This is a genomic window from Paractinoplanes globisporus DSM 43857 (assembly GCF_000379645.1).
Lineage (GTDB): Bacteria > Actinomycetota > Actinomycetes > Mycobacteriales > Micromonosporaceae > Actinoplanes > Actinoplanes globisporus.
On sequence record NZ_KB903338.1, the window covers coordinates 15,406 to 31,828 of the forward strand.

A 16,423-nucleotide genomic window follows, 5' to 3' on the forward strand; every position below is an offset into this window, starting at 1 on the left:
ACGTGCTAACGCATGGCCGCGTTGCCGAGGCTGATCTCCACGGCCCGCAGCAGCTGCCTAACCGGCTCCGCCAAAGCCACCGTCAGCTGGCGCTCCAGCCACGACTGCTCGTCTGCGGAAAGGGTGGCCAACGCGTGCTGGGAAATGCCCGTGGCTAGGAAAAGCCCGGCAAGAACGAGCTGAGACTCAGACAGCACTTCCCGGCGGCGCAGGGCCGTGATGATCGAGATCGCCGGGGAGCCCGATATGTTCGAGTCCCACGGCACGTACCACACCTTCGTGCCGAACAGACCGCGGCGTTCTTCCCGCCGCGCCAGGCCGCCTCGCGCGAGCCGGGCCGTCACCAAATCCTCAGCGCGGCCGTACTTCAGGTACGACATCCACTTGCCCAGGGGGTGACCAGGCAACTGCCGATGCTGACCCGCCTCCGTCATTGCCGGCGCGTACACGTGGGCAGGCAGCGGGGGCCAATCTCGGCTGGCGCCTGCCGGATTCGGCAAGTCTCTGCCAACGGCGCCCGGCAACGGCAAGCTCTGGCCGCTGGTATCCCACGTGGCTACGCGCGCAACCGCGTGCACCCGCACCGTCGTCCGGACCGAAGCTTGCGAATTCTGTTTCTCCAGCCCGAGTTCTCCCTCGGCCTGCTCCTTTTCCTCCTCGGCCATCTTGGCCAGCAGCGGCTCCAACGCCACATGATCGGACGGCGACTCCCGGGTCGTACGGACCAACTCGCCGTCCCGAAGAGTGAGGAACCCGTCGTCGATCAGCTCAGCAAACAACGCTGCGCCAAGGCCAACGCCCAGCGGCCGTTCACCAACAATTGACCGACCGTCTCCGCTGTCATGCGCCGCGAGCCACAATAGGTCGGCGAACCTCCACGGCTGCATGACAAGGCCCTCTCTAGGTGTTGATCGTCTATGTTCAGTAGTTCGGGTGTGGCTGTTCTTATATAGCTATAGCGTGATTAGTGCGAGATTCCAGTTTGGCTAGCGGCGCTGGCACCGTCGGCCGATTGGTCGCTTTTCGGGGGTGGCTCATGGGCGGGTGCCGCCTCGGCACCCGAGCAAGATCTTGCGAGTCGCGACATGTGCAGCGTGCCGAAAGTGGTTTGTTGCGCCTACACCGCTCCGCATAGACGATGGGCTGTATACCGGGCTGCATAGGGTGAACCCGCCGACGACGCACACTGGGCACGGTGAAAAGGTTGAAACATGATCGAAACACCAGCGGAGGTCCTTGAGCGCCCAGACTTTCGTCGCGCCCTCGCGGTCGGTGATTGGTCAACAGCTCTACGCGTCGTGATCCAGGAGACCAATGCTTCAGGTGCGACGATCGCCGTGGCCACCGGCTTGTCACAACCCCACATATCCCGCCTGCTGAACGGTCGCGTGGCGGAGCCCGGACTGCGAACCGTCCGCATGATCTGCGACGGACTGGGCATACCGAGATCGTTGGCTGGATTACTAGATCGAGACCAGGAGTTAGAAACGAACCGCCGTCAAGTACTCGGAGGAGCGCTGGGCATCTCCGGATTGGCCATGATCGGCACGGCAGACGGAGACGTGCCGCTGGACCATGGCGAAGCCGAACAGCTGCTCATGGTGCTCTCTGCGACGTACCGCCGCCTCGAACACCGCATGTCGTCCCGCCTGCTAATCGGGTCGGCAGCTTCCCACCTCTCGCTCCTCCGCCAGCGTCAAGCACGCACCGAAGGTCGGGGCGGGCGCAAACTCGCACTTATGACGAGCGAAGCAGCCGGCCTCACGGCCTGGCTGTACGTGGACCTCGATGACCAAGCCAACGCACGGCGCCACTACCGGCTCGCGGTTAGGGAGGCCCAGAAGACCGGGCATCCCCTGCTGCCCGCGTACATGCAGGCATCGTATGGCCACTTCGCAATCAGCTCCGGCCACCCGACAGAGGGACTGCGGCTTGTTGCCGAAGCGCGGCAGAATCTTCCTCGATCGGCACCCGCGATCGCCCGAATATGGCTTGACTCAATCGAAGCTGTAGCCCTAGCCCATTACAAAGACCGGCGTGCTCTCGATGTATTTGACGACGCCCGGGAACGCCTCGGAAAGGCAAGCAATGACGAGCCGGTCTGGCCCTGGCTGTTCCGGTTTGACGCACCGAAGCTCGCGGCCTTCCGCGCTACGGCCGAAGCCAAGCTCGGGCGCTGGGACGAGGCCGCAGCCCTGCACAAAGTAGCGGCAACAACAAACCGTTCTGACAAGCAGCAGGCAGTCAGCGACGTCGAACGCGCCTATGTACTGGCCGCGCCACCTCGCAAGCAGGTTGAGCGCGCCTGCGCTGTCGCGGTGTCCGCGTTCGATGCAGGCATCGCCTACGGCTCAGAGCGTGTCGTACGGGCCGTTGCCGATTTCAGGGCCAGCCTCGGGCAGGTTGGTAGAGCCGCCGCCGAGTTGGATGATCGCCTACACAGCGTGTATAGAGACGATCTATGACGCGAATCGCCATCAGCGGGCATCGAGATCTCTCGACCGCCGTGGAGAACCTTGTTGATCACGCGATTCGCGACGAACTCTCCCGGTTCGACCCCAGTGAGCTCGTGGGCCTGTCATGTCTTGCAGATGGAGCTGACCAGATCTTCGCACGCGCCGTAGTTGACCTCGGCGGGAAGTTGGAGATCTTCGTCCCCGCCTCGCACTACCGCGAATCGCTACCCTCCCAAGCTCTCGACGAATACGACGAGTTGATGTCATATGCCGTCAAAGTACACAACCTAGATCACGTTGATTCGACCTCCGAGTCGCACATGGAGGCAAGTGTCCAGATGCTGCAGCATGCGGATCTCCTGTTTGCAGTGTGGGACGGCCTGCCGGCGCGAGGGTTCGGCGGCACGGCCGATGTCGTCGCCCATGCCGAAGCGATCGGCGTCATGGTGACCGTGATATGGCCTGACGGCGCGGTCCGTGATTGACCTGAAAACCTGGCGGCACGTAGATGCATTCCGCCAGTGCAGGGCTCGAAGGCCCGTGGCGCTGCCGGCTCAACAACCTCGATCAGATGCGAGTTCAGCAGCGGGTCACCGTCGCTGAGCCGAAGTTCCCCGGTGCCTAACGCGGCTGCCCTGTCAATGGCGCGTGGGGTGAGGTCTGAGGGCACGCGCCCAGGGTTAGGAGGTCCGCCCCGGCGATCAATCGACTCCGCGCGCGTCCCTCGACTGCTCAGAGTCCTGGAGGCCCAGCGCTCCTTGAACGATGGATAAAAGCCCGGCTAGAGACGCAACTGCTTGGACGATCGCGATAGATCATCCTGTAGCAAATTGACTACGGATGGTTGATCTCGCGTGATTGACTGGTTCCTATGCGTTCGGAGTTCGAGCCGAGGCTTGGGATCTGCTACGGGGCGGCGTCGACGGTTGCCGTGATGGCGTGGCCGGACGGACGTTGGTGGACGTTGACGTTCGACGGTGGTGCGGTTCTGCCGTCGGCCGTGTTCGTGGAGTCTGCTGAGCGTCTCGTCGCTGGTGTGGCAGCCGAGCGGATGGCGTTCGGCAATCCTGGCCGGCTGCTGGATCGCCCTTTGCGCGCTGGCCTGGGCCGTGTGGTGGTGGACGACGCCGAGGTTGAGGTTCATGCGGCGGTGACGGCCACGCTGCGGATTGTTGCTGAAGAGGCCGCCCGGGTTAGCGGGGCCAGGGTCGAGGACGTGCGGCTGGTGGTGCCGGCCTGGTGGGGTCCGAAGCGTTGCACCTGGATGCGGCAGGCCGCATATCGGGCAGGGTTGGGGCAGCCGACACTGGTGCAGACGCCAGTGGCGGCGGCCGAGCAAATACAAGCGCATGGGGTGCAGTGGCCGGTTGGTTCGTTCGTGCTGGTGTGTGATGCCGGAGCAGGGTTTGAGGCGTCAGTACTGCGACGCGGCCCGGCAGGGTTCGAGGTCTTGTCCACTTTGGCGGATGCTGACGCCGGTGGCGACCAGATCGATGCGGCGCTCGCCGCGGCCATGGCCGCTGTCGATGCCGCTGCCGGGCACGACGAGCTAAGCGAGGCGCACCTGCTGGAGCTGCGCGGGAACGCCCGGGTGGCGAAGGAAGGGCTTGCCCGCGCCACGGCGCTGACCGTGCCGATGCCCGCGTCGCGTCCGGCGCTGGTCGTGAACGCAGCAATGCTGAGCGAGGCCGCCGAGCCGGTGGTCCGGCGCGCCGCACAACTGTGCGCGGACGGAGTCGAGGCGGCGGAGCTGAAGCCCGAGCAGCTGACGGCCGTGTGTTGCATTGGTGACGGCTCGCGGCTGTCCGTACTGGTGGACGCGATCCGGTCTCGGTTGGGCATTGATCCGATTCCGGTGAGCGAGCCGGGCCTGGTCGCGGTGTTCGGTGCGCTCCGGGCTGGAGATGGCCTGTTCCCCGCTTCGTCAGGGCCTCATGAAGCACCGCCCGTAGTGGTTCCTGTGCCGCTTGCCAGGCGGATCGCCGCGATGGCCGTACCGGGTCTGGCGTCATTGGCGTTGGTGGCGCATTTCCTGGTGACGGCGGACTGGGGTGGCGGGGGTTCGCGGACCTACCGTCCGGCGTACTCGTGGGTGATTGTGAACTGGGGGGAGCTGGCGACCGCGGGCGTGATGGCTTTGTTGTGCTGTCTTGCCGCTGGGTCTCTCCTCACGGTGGTGACCAGTGGCCTGGACCGTGTTGCCGCGCGGTCGGCACCGTTGCCGCCAGCGGCTCAGGCCGCCACGGGCATCCTCGCCGCAGCCGCTCTAGGTGCGGCGATCGCGGGCTTGTACGCCGTACTCGGCTCGTTGTATCTGGATACGGAGGTCACGCCGTTTCTGCGCTGGTCGCTGTTGCCGTTGGTCCCGGTGATCGCGGCGGTGACGGCGATCGCGTGGGTCTCGGTGCGGCTCCGCCGAGTGCCGGTGGGTGGCTGGGACGCGTTTCTCGCGTTCCCGGTCTCCTCAGTGATCTTGGTGTCAGCCGGGACGTTGCTGGTGCAGCATTCGATGAGACATCCAGACGCCGGGGCGAGCGGTCGCCTGGGTGGGCTGCTGATCGGAGTCGGTATCGCGTGCGCGGTGGTGTCCCGGTGGGTACTGCGTGCGGTCCTGGCGTTGCCGCTGGCCGTGGTGATGGCGGCGATCGTGTCCTGGCCGGGAACCGGCATCCTCGCCGGAATCTGTGCGGTCGCCGTGGCCTTGTGGTGGGGCGTTCGGGTTTGGTTGCTGCTGCGCAGCCCGATCCTCGATACGCGCACCGTCGCTGCTGCCCCGGTCGCGGCCGTTGCCAGCCCGGGCGGCTGAATCGATGCTCTCAGCGATGCGGACCGGCGGTTACGTCCTGATCTCTTGCGCGGTCGTGATCGGGCCGCCGGGCGCGGCGCTGTGGTGGTGGCAGCACACCGCCTGGTCGTTGCCGAGTCGCTCCAGCGTGGACGCGTGGGTTGCCGATCCGACGGCCGGGGTTGGCATCGCGATTCTGCTCGCTCTCGGCGTGTTCGCCGTTTGGCTGCTGTCGGCGGTCGCCGCGCTCGTCGCGACCGCCCGGCAGGGGCGGCAGATGTGGGCGCAGTTGAAGCGAGTACATCTGCCAACCCCCGCGCAGGCCACCGCGACCTCCATGGCGGGGGCCGCGGTCCTCGCCGCCCCCGGCCTCGGCCTCGGCGTTGTTGGTGAACAACCCCCGCAGCCCGTGGCCCAGCTGACGGCGCTCGGAGGCCAGCCGGATAGTCACGGGGACCTGCCCGCCGAAAGTCGGAAGGACGGGATACAGCTCGCGGACGGTAGTTGGCTGCCGGCCGCGACGGTCAACGCTGTCCTTCTCGCAGCAACCCTGTATTGGCTTCGCCGCCGCCGCGAACACCGCCCAGGGCCGGGGGCTACCCACGGCCGAGACCAGCTTCCCGAGACGGTGGCCGCCATCCAGCACCAGGCCGCCGAGCTCGTCAGCGAGGACGACCCGCCGCCTCCGGCGACCGGTGGGTGGGCAGAGCCAACGTTGATCAGCGCTCTTCCGGCTACGGCGGTCGGGCTCGTCGGACCGGGCGCCACCGCTGCGGCCCGAGGCGCCCTCGTCACGAGCTTGTTCTCTCGAACGCCTGATTACATCGTGATCACCGCTGACCTTCTACGACACCTGCTCGGAGCCGCTGCATCGACGGTCCGGCCCCCCACCATGATCATTGCGGCAGACCTCGACGCCGCCCTGACGCAGCTGCACACCTCGGCTCCAGATGACGGCGGAGCGCACCGCTTGCTGCTGGCAATGGCGCCGAACGCAGCAGACGACATCGACCGACTGGACGCCGCCCTGCGAAGCTGCCATGCGGCCGCCATTCTGCTCGGCGCGTGGCCACGGGGAATTACGAGCAGCGTTCGCGCAGACGGCACCATCACCGGGCAGGCGACCCAACGGTGGTGCGTGCTCACCGAGCAGGCCGCAGCAGACCTGTGGACCCTCACCGCCCACCGTGCACCAAACGAGCCAGCGCTCGCCCTCGCAAGTCCGGACCTGCGGACCGTGTCGAACCGATATCGACAGCGCGACACGTCCGCCGCGCCGAAGCTCGACCTGAAAGTCTTGGGCAGGCCGGCCCTCATCTCGCCGGAAGGACCAGTGGTTGTGCGGCGTACCGCCGCACTGCAAATCCTCGTCCTGCTCGCCATCGACCACGACGGCGTCGGCGCCGGCGCCCTGGGTGCCGCTCTCTGGCCAGGAGAGCCATTCTCAGCAACCGGAAAACGGGTCTACACCACGATTAGCGAACTACGGAAACTCCTTTCGGAGCAAGCCGGGGCACCGGTCCTGCTCCGCGACGATGATCGCTACCGCCTTGACCCGGAGGCCATCCGCGTGGATCTGTGGCAGCTCGAACGGGCCCTCGATGCCGTGGAAACGCATCACGACGGAACTCCTGCCGACGCGGATCCCGAATCGCAGGCTGCCACACTGAGCGACCTCTACACCGGTGAACTCGCCGCCGGGAAAGTCTGGCCCTGGCTTGACCAGTATCGCGAACACCTGCGTCACCGGTTGCTCGACGCCTTCGCCGGTCTTACCGAGAACGCGGCCCCGTCCGCGTAAGCAGCGATTCTGCACCGGGCCTTGGCGATCGACGATTACAACGAGGACATCGCGCGACAGCTCACGCACATCCACGAGCTCATGGGAAACGCGACAGACGGATACGAGGTCGCCAATCGTGATGGATCGCGACGGCTGGGCACTGACTGAAGCCGTCCCATCAATTCCATCGACTCTTCGCAGGAACCGAGATCGACTGTCGGCTGCGTCCGCCTGCAAAAGGGTCCGCTACTTATCCACGTAGAAGCAGGTTACCGGCGGCGAAGCACCGCGTCTGTCCGGTCGCCGCTGGTCTCACGTCCAGCACCTTGAGCTGCGGTGTTAGGCCCTGTAAGCAACTGTGAGTGTTTGTGAGAGCTCGATCCCTGCCTCCCGGAAGCGAGTCGTCCTAGCCTCAACGAATCCGACGGCACGACGCCCACGGCATTGTCGCTACCCCAGGCGTTCGTTTCCAGACCTCCGCGTACAAGGGGAAGGTAAACGGTGAGGACACTTCGCTCACTCGCTAATGCCGCAACTTTGGTGGCCATGCTCGCCGGCACTGCGATCGCGTTGCTGGCATGCGGCAGTCGATTGAGGCCACTGGATGCCAGCACCGCCTCCCTCTGGTTGCAGGATCCGCTGGACCCCGCCGTGGCCGGGTGGACGTTTCTCAGCTTCGGCTGGCTCCTGTGGGCCATGTTCGGCATTGGCACCGTCGCGTGTGTGCTGGCCGGCGTGCGCCAGGCGTGGCGACCGCATCGCCTCCGCCTACGGCTTCCCGGTCCGGTCCGGAGCCTGCATGCCGCCCTGCTCGGCGTCGCCGCCGTCAGCAGCGTTGGCCACACCTCGGCACCGGCCGTAGCGGCGTCGACCGCGCACACCGGCCACGACCCCGCCGCACCCTTCGGCCACCACGGCCACCAGTCCTCTACGCATCAGATCATCCACACAAAGACCATTGAGCTCGGCCAACAGGCCGCACCCACCGCCGTAATGGATCCGGGCATTCCCGCCTGGGCGCGTCATGCCCCCGGCGGAGTGCATCACGTCATCGAGGGCGACACCCTCTGGGACATCGCCCAGCGCACGCTTGGCGACCCGCGCCGGTGGCACGAAATCTTCCGGCTCAACCACGGCCACGAACAGGCCAACGGGTACGCACTGACTGACCCGGACCAGCTTCACATCGGCTGGGACCTGGCTCTGCCCGCCCGGATAAACACGACACAAGGCAAGACCCCCGTGTCACCCACCGACTCCAGACCGGCACCCGCCCCCGAATCCGGCCCGACCGCGAACAAACCGACAGCCACCACCGCGACGCCAGGCCGGAGCGACCACGCATCGGAACCCGCACCCAGCATCCCGAGTAGTTCGCCGGACGGCACCTCCACACCCGCCGACACTTCATCAGTCGGCGCACGTGCTCACGCCGGCGACGGCCAGAGCGGTGACGAATCCGGTATTCCCGAGCCGGTGCAGGGATGGGCCAGCCTCGGCCTCGCCTGCCTGATCACCGCCGTTGCCGCGCTGGTACGCCTACAACGCCGCCGCCACGCCCGACTCACCGGACCGATGCGCCCCAGCCTCGCACCGCACCCAGCACCCTTGCCCGAGCCACTCGCCCACTACGAGGCCACCGGTCCGCTTCGGCCGGCCCTCGCAGCCCCGATCGGGACAGACTCAGCCGGACAAGACATGAGCCTGTTCGACCTTCCCGGCCCTGGCCTCGCGCTGCACGGCGACGGCGGAAGAGCCGCCGCCCGTGCCCTGCTGGCGGCTGTGCTCGCCACCGGCACCACCGGTGGCGGGGCCGAGATGCGGCGGCCGGTGGTGGTGACCACCACGGGGATCCTGGCGCAGTTGCTACCCAAGGACGCCCCGCTGGTTGGGCTGGACCCAGACGGCATCAGCTATGACGGGGAACGCCTCATCGTGCTCGGCGACGCCGCAGCGGCGGTTGCCCACGCCGAGCAGGAGGTGGTCCGGCGGCGCCGCTTGCTGGACACCCTCGACGCCGAGACGATCGCTGCCCTGAACGCTAGAACCGACCATGCCGAAGGGCAGGCTCCTTACGCCCTGCTTGTCGAGGCAGACCTCGAGGAAGCCGCCCGGATACTCGCCATCGGCGCGTACCGCGCCGCCTTGGACATGTACCCGGTGGTACTCGGTCCGCTGGACGGCCTTACCACCCTCGACATCGCCGTCGACGGAACCACCACCAACGAAGCGGCGCTGGGCCTGCGCCGGCTGTCCACCATGACCGCAGGCGACCTCGCCGCCGTGCTCGTTCTGCTGGCCGAGGGGATGCCCCGCCCGGAGGCCGGGCACGACATTGACACCGCCAACCCGGGCGACGTTGCCGACCCGGTATCCACTAGTACGGCCACCCAGGCGGTGCCCGCCCAGGCTGCACAGATCATCGCCCCGATCCGTCTGCAGGTCCTCGGGCCGGTCCGGATCACCACCGACGCGGGACCGGTGACCACCGGGATGCGCAGCGGCTCCTACACGGTGCTCGCCTCGCTGGCCGTGCACTCCGCCGGGCGCACCCTGGACCAACTCGCCGCCGACCTGCACCCCGACACGGCCCCAGCTGTCGCCGTCAAACGGGTCCGCACTGACATCACCACCGCCCGCCGGGTCCTGCGCACGAGCACCGGTAACGCCGATGCGATGTTCATCGTCTACGACTGCGCGACCGGCCGCTACCAGCTCGACCCCGCCCTAGTGACGGTCGACCTGTGGCAGCTGCTCACCGCCATCGAGCGGGCGAACACCGCGACGGGCGACGCCCGCGCCCTCGCCGCATTGCGCGAAGCCGCCGACCTATACGGCGGTGATTTCGCCGAAGGTCAAGACCGGGCGTGGATCATCGATTACGCCAACAGCTACCGGCACCAGATACTCGCCGTATACGCGCGGATCGCCGAAATCATCGAGACCGACCACCCCGACGAGGCGATCGCTGCTCTGGAGCACGCCATCCACCTTGACCCAGTCAACGAAGAGCTACACCAGCGCATCATGCGAATCCACGGCCGGGCGCACCGGCCCGAGGCAGTCCGCAACACGCTGCGTCGTCTCGAACAACACCTGGCCGACCTGGACACCGAACCGTCAGACGCAACCCGCCGCGTCGCCGACCGCCAACTCCACACCTACACCTTCGCCGGAGGTCACCGATGACAGCCGCCGGGAAGGAGGCCACGGCCGCCGGCCCCGCCACTGAGCGCCCGGCAACAGCCCTCACACCACGCGGCAACGCCATGGAGACCACGGGAGAGCCAGCGCCGGACGAGACACCACGTGAACGATGGTCGCCAACCCGATTCGCGTACTCGTTCTACGCCTTAGCCGCCACTGGCGCCGTGATCGGCCAGACCCGGGTTGCGCTGCGACATCTTGACTGGCCACCGGACGTGCCTATCTGGGCGCGAGTAGTCGCCGTGCTGCCCTTCGCGTTCTGTCTGGAACTGTTGGCGATGGCACTCGCGGCCATGGCCGACGAACGCCTGCGCCTCGGCGAACGCGCCTACGGCCTCCGCAGCTTCTCCGCAGCCGTCGCCATCGTCGCCGCCGGTATCCAGATCATCGGCCACTGGCCGGACCTCTACTGGTCCAGCGTCTTCGGCACGCTCTCCGGCTCGGCCTACCTACTGTGGATGCTGCACACCGCCGCACGCCGCCGAGATGCCCTAAGAGCCGCCGCCAAGCTCGCCTCAACAGCTCCCGACTACGGACTCTGGCGACGCGTACGCCACCCACTGCGGACGGCCCGCGCCGCCGAACTCGCCCGCGAAGGCCGAACCGACCCGGAAACTGGCATGTGGCGGCCCTTGGGCCTGTTCGAATCCCTGCGCGCGGCTGAGCTGCTGACACGCGATGAGAAACGCCGTCCGGCAGTAGCCGCCGCGGTGGCAGAGGTCATTCAGGCCGACCAGCCCAACCTTTACATGGCCGCCGTCGCCGTGAAGACCTTGGACCTGGACCGGCTCGCCGCAGAACTAGCCGCCCGCGTCGACTACGACTCGTGGGCCGACCGGCTGGCGCCAGCGATCACCGCGCCCTCGGCCTTCCCGGCCGAAGCCAGCCATCCACCAGAGCCAGCCAGCACGCATCCAACGGCAGCGAACGGGCGTGCCGGAGATGCACCACGGCAGAGAGAGGATCACCAACCCACTTCGAGGCCGATTCAGGCCGCGCGTTGCGGCCAGGATCGAGAGTCTGGCGGTGTGGACGTGAGCGAAAGGCCCGACAGCTGGCCCGATCCCGCCGCCGACCTGGTGGCACTTCTACCCGCCGCCCGCATCGCCTGCGACCAATTGCTGCGCCAAGGACGCACGATCAGCCGCGACGCACTCGCTCGGCAAATGCGTAGCAACGGCCACACCATTCGCAACAGCCGTGTCTCCGACATACTGGCCGAATTTCGTCGCGGAGCACCGATGACGTGATTTCGTTCGCTAGCCTGGGTGATTCACGATGATCATCAACTGGCGGCTCGGGCCGGCGTGTAAATAGACGAAAGTGCCTCTCTGGCAAGGGAAAACTTGTGATTGCGACATCTACAAGGATCTCTACCAAGGAGGCACTTCCGGCGTGCAGTCTACGGCGTGGTCGAAGGATCTGCGGGTCACCGCGGACGGAACAGGTGTGGTGTCGCACGTCGGTACGGCGTTGCTGCGGATGCTCGCGGACCGGACCGGACCGGACCGGACCTGGCCTGGCCTGACCGGTGCCCTGTCGGCCGCGCTCGCGCGGACCAGTGCCTTCCTGGTTCATGACCGGGGCCGGGTCCTGGCCGATCTGGCTTTGATGATCGCCGACGGCGGCAAAGCGCTGTGCGACATCGACGTGCTGCGCCATCAGGGCGCAGTGTTTCGGTGCGGTCGCCTCGGACACCACCGTGTGGCGGGCCCTGGACGAGATCGGCGCGACTCAGCTGCGGCAGATCGCGGTGGCCCGGGCGAAGGTCCGGGCCCGGCTGTGGCAGCTGTTTGGCGGCCCACCGGCAGCCCGGGCCGCCTGGCCGGGACATCGGCGTGGGCGTGGTGGTGCTGGACGTGGACTCCACCATCCTGATGGCCCACTCCAACAAAGAGAATGCCGCCGCGACCTACAAGCACACTTACGGCTTCCACCCGATCCTGGTGACCTGCGACAACACCAACGAACTGCTCGCCGTCAAGCTCCGGCCCGGCAATGCCGGGGCCAACACCGCCGCCGACCACCTGAGCGTGCTGGCCGACGCGATCGCGCAGATCCCCGCCGCGCATCGCCTTGCATCTGCTGATCCGTGGCGACAGCGCGGCCGGGACGCACGTCGTGCTGGACTGGCTGACCGGCCAGAACACCCGCCGCCGCACCGTCGAGTACTCGATCGGCTGGTCGATCGGCGAGGCCGAACGCGCCGCTATCACCGCGCTGCCCGCGTCGGCGTGGACGCCTGTCGCTGGCCGCCGACGGGGGCGTGCGTGAGAAAGCCGAGGTGGCCGAGCTGACCGGGCTGCTCACCCTGGCCGGCTGGCCGGACCGGATGCGGGTCATCGTCCGCCGCGAACGGCCCCACCGGGCGCGCAGCTGTCTCTGTTCGAGCACCGCGACGGCTGGCGCTACACCGCCTTCACCACGAACACGCAGGTCGGTGCCCTGCAATGGCTCGAGGCCCGGCACCGGGCCCACGCCCGGGTCGAGGACCGGATCCGCTGCGCCAAAGACACCGGCCTGCGCCGGGCTCCCGTCCCGCGAGTTCGCGATCAACCAGGCCTGGTGCGTTGCCGCCGCGGTCGCCTGCGATCTGATCGCCTGGCTGCAACTCCACGCCCTCGACGGTGATCTGGCCACCGCCGAACCGAAACGACTGCACTACCGGCTGCTGCACACCGCCGCCCGGCTGACCCGAGGGCAACGCCGCCGCTGGCTACGCATCCCTGCCACCTGGCCATGGGCCAAACAACTGTCCGCCGCGTTCACCCGGATCACGGCGGTCCCCGCACCCGGCTGACCCACGGCCAGCCCCGACCCTGCGACCGGAAAACATCAGGAGAGGACACCCACCGCCGCGACAGACTGCCCACCACCATGCCCAGACCGCGACACCCATCAACACCAATCGATCAAAGCGGCCCGGCCGAACCAGCAGCCGGCACCGGCGAATCATCGAGGCTAGAGAACGGGAGCAGATGTTCGCGCTTTCGGCACCACTTCGCTGGCTGGTCCTGCGTGGATGTTCGTGAGAATGAGCAACACTTGTTGACCATGGCTGGAACATGACGAAGTCACTACCTGGTCATTAGGTCACTCGCTGTAGACGTCCGCCCGGCATGACCAACGATGAGTCGACGCGCAAGTAGCCGATGTCGGCGCGCGATTGAGAAATCCACAGCACCGAATAAAGCACTTTCGTCCTCAGGTGAACTGGAAGATTCCGACTTGTCCGAGTGAATCGAATATGCGTGACACGGCGAGCGCCTATCTCCGGTATTGGTACGATATTGTGGTCGCCCCAAGTCGATTCATGAAGATGTTTCGCTAACCATTCAAGGTCATCTTTTTGGGTCGTCGTGTTCTAAACTCTCGCTCGTGGATCCGGTTTCCGTGTTGGCCCCGCTGGCGAAGGCGATGATTTCCCAGGTGGGCAAGGAGGTGGGTGGCGCTGCGGCCCGGAGCGTGAAGGCTCGGGTGCTGGGAGATCCGGAGCAGAAGGCTTTGCAGGACGCGCTGGGCAGGGCGTTCACCATGGTGCAGAAGGAGCATGGCCGCCGGTTAGCGGATTTCGACCTGAACCTGGGGTTCTGGGAGCATGAGGGTGCCGCCGAGCTATCGAAGGTCCTTATCCCTGGCGTAGAAGCGTCGGCGGTGAGTTTGGCTGAGTGTGCTGTCGATTCGCTGGGGCCGATCCGGTCGGCGGATGAGCGGCTGGACCGCATCATCGTGTTGCGCCCAGTGTTCACAGCGTTGCTGACCGCGTTGGCCTCAGAGGTTCGTCGCGAGTCCGCCCTACAGGGGATGCTGGGGCGTTCCGATGCTGCTCAGACAGCCCAGGCGGTGACGGCGATGTCGGGCAGCTTGGGACTGAACGCGGCATCGGAGGACGACCGGTTCCGTTACCTGAGTTGGGTGATCGATCACTACCGGTATCTGAGGACTGCCGGCGTCGTGCGTAATACAACGGTGCAGCTTCCATTAGATGATGTGTTCGTCGGGCTGCGTGCGCAGCCCGACTCGCATCCCGGTGATCGGACCCGGTTGTGGTTTGACCAGGAACGGAAGAAGCTCGCCGAGCTGGTGGAGAAGGGGCGGCTCGACCAGGCTGATTTCGAGGTGGAACTCGACCGGCTGCAGACGCAGTACGGCCGAAAGTTCCCCGCCGACGATGACCCTGCGATGCAAGGAACCATGCTGGTCTCGGACGCGGTCCGTGATGGAGCTCAGGTGCTGGTGCTCGGTGATCCGGGAACCGGCAAGACGACCTTGTTGCGTTATCTGGCCTTGTCCCACGCCCGAGCGTCGCTGGCGGGCACGGCGGTGAACGGACGGCCAGCACGACTTCCGGTGTATCTGCGGATCGGCGAGTACGCCCGCCAGGGGTATCCACGGGCCGGGATAGGCGAATTCCTCCCTGATCATCTTAGCAGGTCAGAGTGTCGACTCCCTGGGCTTGCGGATTTCCTGGCCAGGCAGTTGGAGGCTGGTCGGTGTCTTGTGCTCCTCGACGGGCTCGACGAGATCGCTTCGGCGGAGCTACGTCGTGGGGTGGTCGCGGCGGTGGTCAACTTCGTGACCGCCTATGCGCGGCAGGGGAATCGGTTCGTTGTGACCAGCCGGATCGCCGGCTATCAGGCCGCGCCGCTGCCGGAGCCGTTTCAAGCGCTGCGAATGCGAGACATGGACGAGGAGACGATCACCCGGTTCCTGCAGGTCTACTGCCGGCAGGTGGAGAAGGCCGAAACCCCGGGCAAGACCGACGCCGCGGTCCAGGCCGCTGGCGCTCGAGACGCCGCCTCGATCGGCCAGGCTATTAGGACGAACGCGGGGGTGCGGAGGCTAGCGGTGAACCCGCTGCTTTTGACCGCATTGGTTCTGGTCCATCGAGCCAGCGGCCGGCTTCCCCACCGGCGGATCGAGGCCTATGTGGAAGTATGCAACGCGCTCGGCCGCACTTGGCGCAGCGCACAAGGGGTGACAGAGACCGATCTGCCCGACGAGCGGATCCTGACCCGCTGGCTGACTGAACTCGGCGCGTGGATGCACCAGCACCGGCCGGAAGGCGCGGCGACCAAACGAGAACTCCTCCAGGTCCTCGGCCCCTTGTGGGCGGTCCACCAAGGCTACGCGTGGGATCCCGGCGTTTTGGCTGCTGCTGATCCGTTGACAACCGACGCTGGCTGCGGCGTGCTCGAGTTCGTCGACAAAGCTGATACTCACACCGGTCTGCTAGTGGAACGGGCACCCGGCCGGTACGGGTTCGCGCATCTGACTTTCGAGGAGTTCTACGCCGGTCGGGCGTTGGCGTTCCGTGGCACCGCGACCGACCGGGTCATCGCATTACGGACCCGGTTGCACGACCCTCGCTACGAAGAGCCTATTTTGCTCGCCCTCGGCCTAATCGGCACTGACTACGCCGACCAGATCGACGACGTCGTCGCCGAAGCGATCTACCCTGCCACGAAACCCAGTGAGTACGAGGAACTAATGGGCCGCGACTTCCTGTTCATGCTCCGCGTCCTCGCCGACGACACCCCGCTGCAAACGACCACTATCGACACCATAATCAACCAGGCCATCGACGAATGGCTCAGCCCCGACAGCAGCAGGTGCCGTTACACCAGTTACCGCCAAGCACTCTCACAACGACTCGCCGCTCTGGACGGCACCAAAGCCGGCGAACGATTCCGCACCGTCCTGGACAGACAAGCTTCCAACGTCACACCAGACACGGCTCTGCCATGGGCCCAGCTGGCTAAGACCGCAGCCCAACTTGGCTCCCGAACCACTACCCAATCCACCATCCAGTCGGAGCAACTGCCTGCCACGAGCCTGACCACTCTCGTTCAGCTGGCCACCTCCGACATCGACCCGTACGTTCGGGTGGCGGCGGTGTCGGCGCTGGCCTCTGGAGGAGGGTTGACCGATCCGGTGATCGCCGCCCTCACCCGGCTGACCTCCACCATCGACATCGACCCATCCGTACGGGCGCAGGCGGGATCCGCGCTGGCCTCCGGAGGGGCGTTGACCGATCCGGTGATCGCCGCCCTCACCCGGCTGGCCTCCACCACCGACATCGACCCATCCGTACGGGTGGAGGCGGGATCCGCGCTGGCCTCTGGAGGGGCGTTGACCGATCCGGTGATCGCCGCCCTCACCCAGCTGGCCACCACCACCACCGACATCGGC

Annotated in this window: 8 protein-coding genes and 1 pseudogene; 8 read left to right on the forward strand and 1 reads right to left on the reverse strand. The window is 66.6% G+C overall.

All coding sequences use genetic code 11. The annotated features are described in order from the left end of the window. Nucleotides 1–5: 5 nt before the first annotated feature. Nucleotides 6–887 carry a GPP34 family phosphoprotein gene (locus tag A3CQ_RS58225; RefSeq protein ID WP_020516961.1) on the reverse strand — a complete coding sequence of 294 codons (882 nt, stop codon included), beginning with the start codon at nt 885–887 and terminating at the stop codon, nt 6–8. Between the two features lie 324 nt (nt 888–1,211). Between A3CQ_RS58225 and A3CQ_RS63355 the strand changes: the two genes are divergently transcribed. The 8 genes and pseudogenes from A3CQ_RS63355 to A3CQ_RS55965 all read left to right on the forward strand — a co-directional run. Beyond that, nucleotides 1,212–2,465: a helix-turn-helix domain-containing protein gene (locus A3CQ_RS63355; protein ID WP_245577588.1), complete on the forward strand. Its 1,254-nt coding sequence runs from the start codon at nt 1,212–1,214 to the stop codon at nt 2,463–2,465. Further along, nucleotides 2,462–2,941, forward strand: coding sequence for a hypothetical protein (locus tag A3CQ_RS0141955; protein WP_020516963.1), 480 nt, complete (start codon nt 2,462–2,464; stop codon nt 2,939–2,941). The genes A3CQ_RS63355 and A3CQ_RS0141955 overlap by 4 nt, the downstream gene beginning before the upstream one ends. 386 nt (nt 2,942–3,327) lie before the next feature. Beyond that, the gene (locus A3CQ_RS58230) at nt 3,328–5,262 is read left to right on the forward strand and encodes an Hsp70 family protein (RefSeq protein WP_051115515.1); all 1,935 of its coding nucleotides are present in this window, start codon (nt 3,328–3,330) and stop codon (nt 5,260–5,262) included. A gap of 16 nt (nt 5,263–5,278) precedes the next feature. Continuing rightward, nucleotides 5,279–7,042, forward strand: a complete 1,764-nt coding sequence (locus A3CQ_RS60315; RefSeq protein WP_026206807.1) for an AfsR/SARP family transcriptional regulator — start codon at nt 5,279–5,281, stop codon at nt 7,040–7,042. A gap of 528 nt (nt 7,043–7,570) precedes the next feature. Next, on the forward strand, nt 7,571–10,213 hold the full coding sequence (locus A3CQ_RS59825) for an AfsR/SARP family transcriptional regulator (protein WP_084699465.1): 2,643 nt from the start codon (nt 7,571–7,573) through the stop codon (nt 10,211–10,213). Further along, nucleotides 10,210–11,481: a flagellar biosynthesis protein FlhF gene (locus A3CQ_RS55955; protein ID WP_370657639.1), complete on the forward strand. Its 1,272-nt coding sequence runs from the start codon at nt 10,210–10,212 to the stop codon at nt 11,479–11,481. Before A3CQ_RS59825 ends, A3CQ_RS55955 begins: the two co-directional genes overlap by 4 nt. 145 nt (nt 11,482–11,626) lie before the next feature. After that, nucleotides 11,627–13,031 (forward strand): annotated as a pseudogene (locus A3CQ_RS55960) (IS1380 family transposase). Between the two features lie 578 nt (nt 13,032–13,609). Then, a partial coding sequence (locus A3CQ_RS55965) for an NACHT domain-containing protein (protein WP_020516967.1) occupies nt 13,610–16,423 on the forward strand: 2,814 nt, incomplete at its 3' end.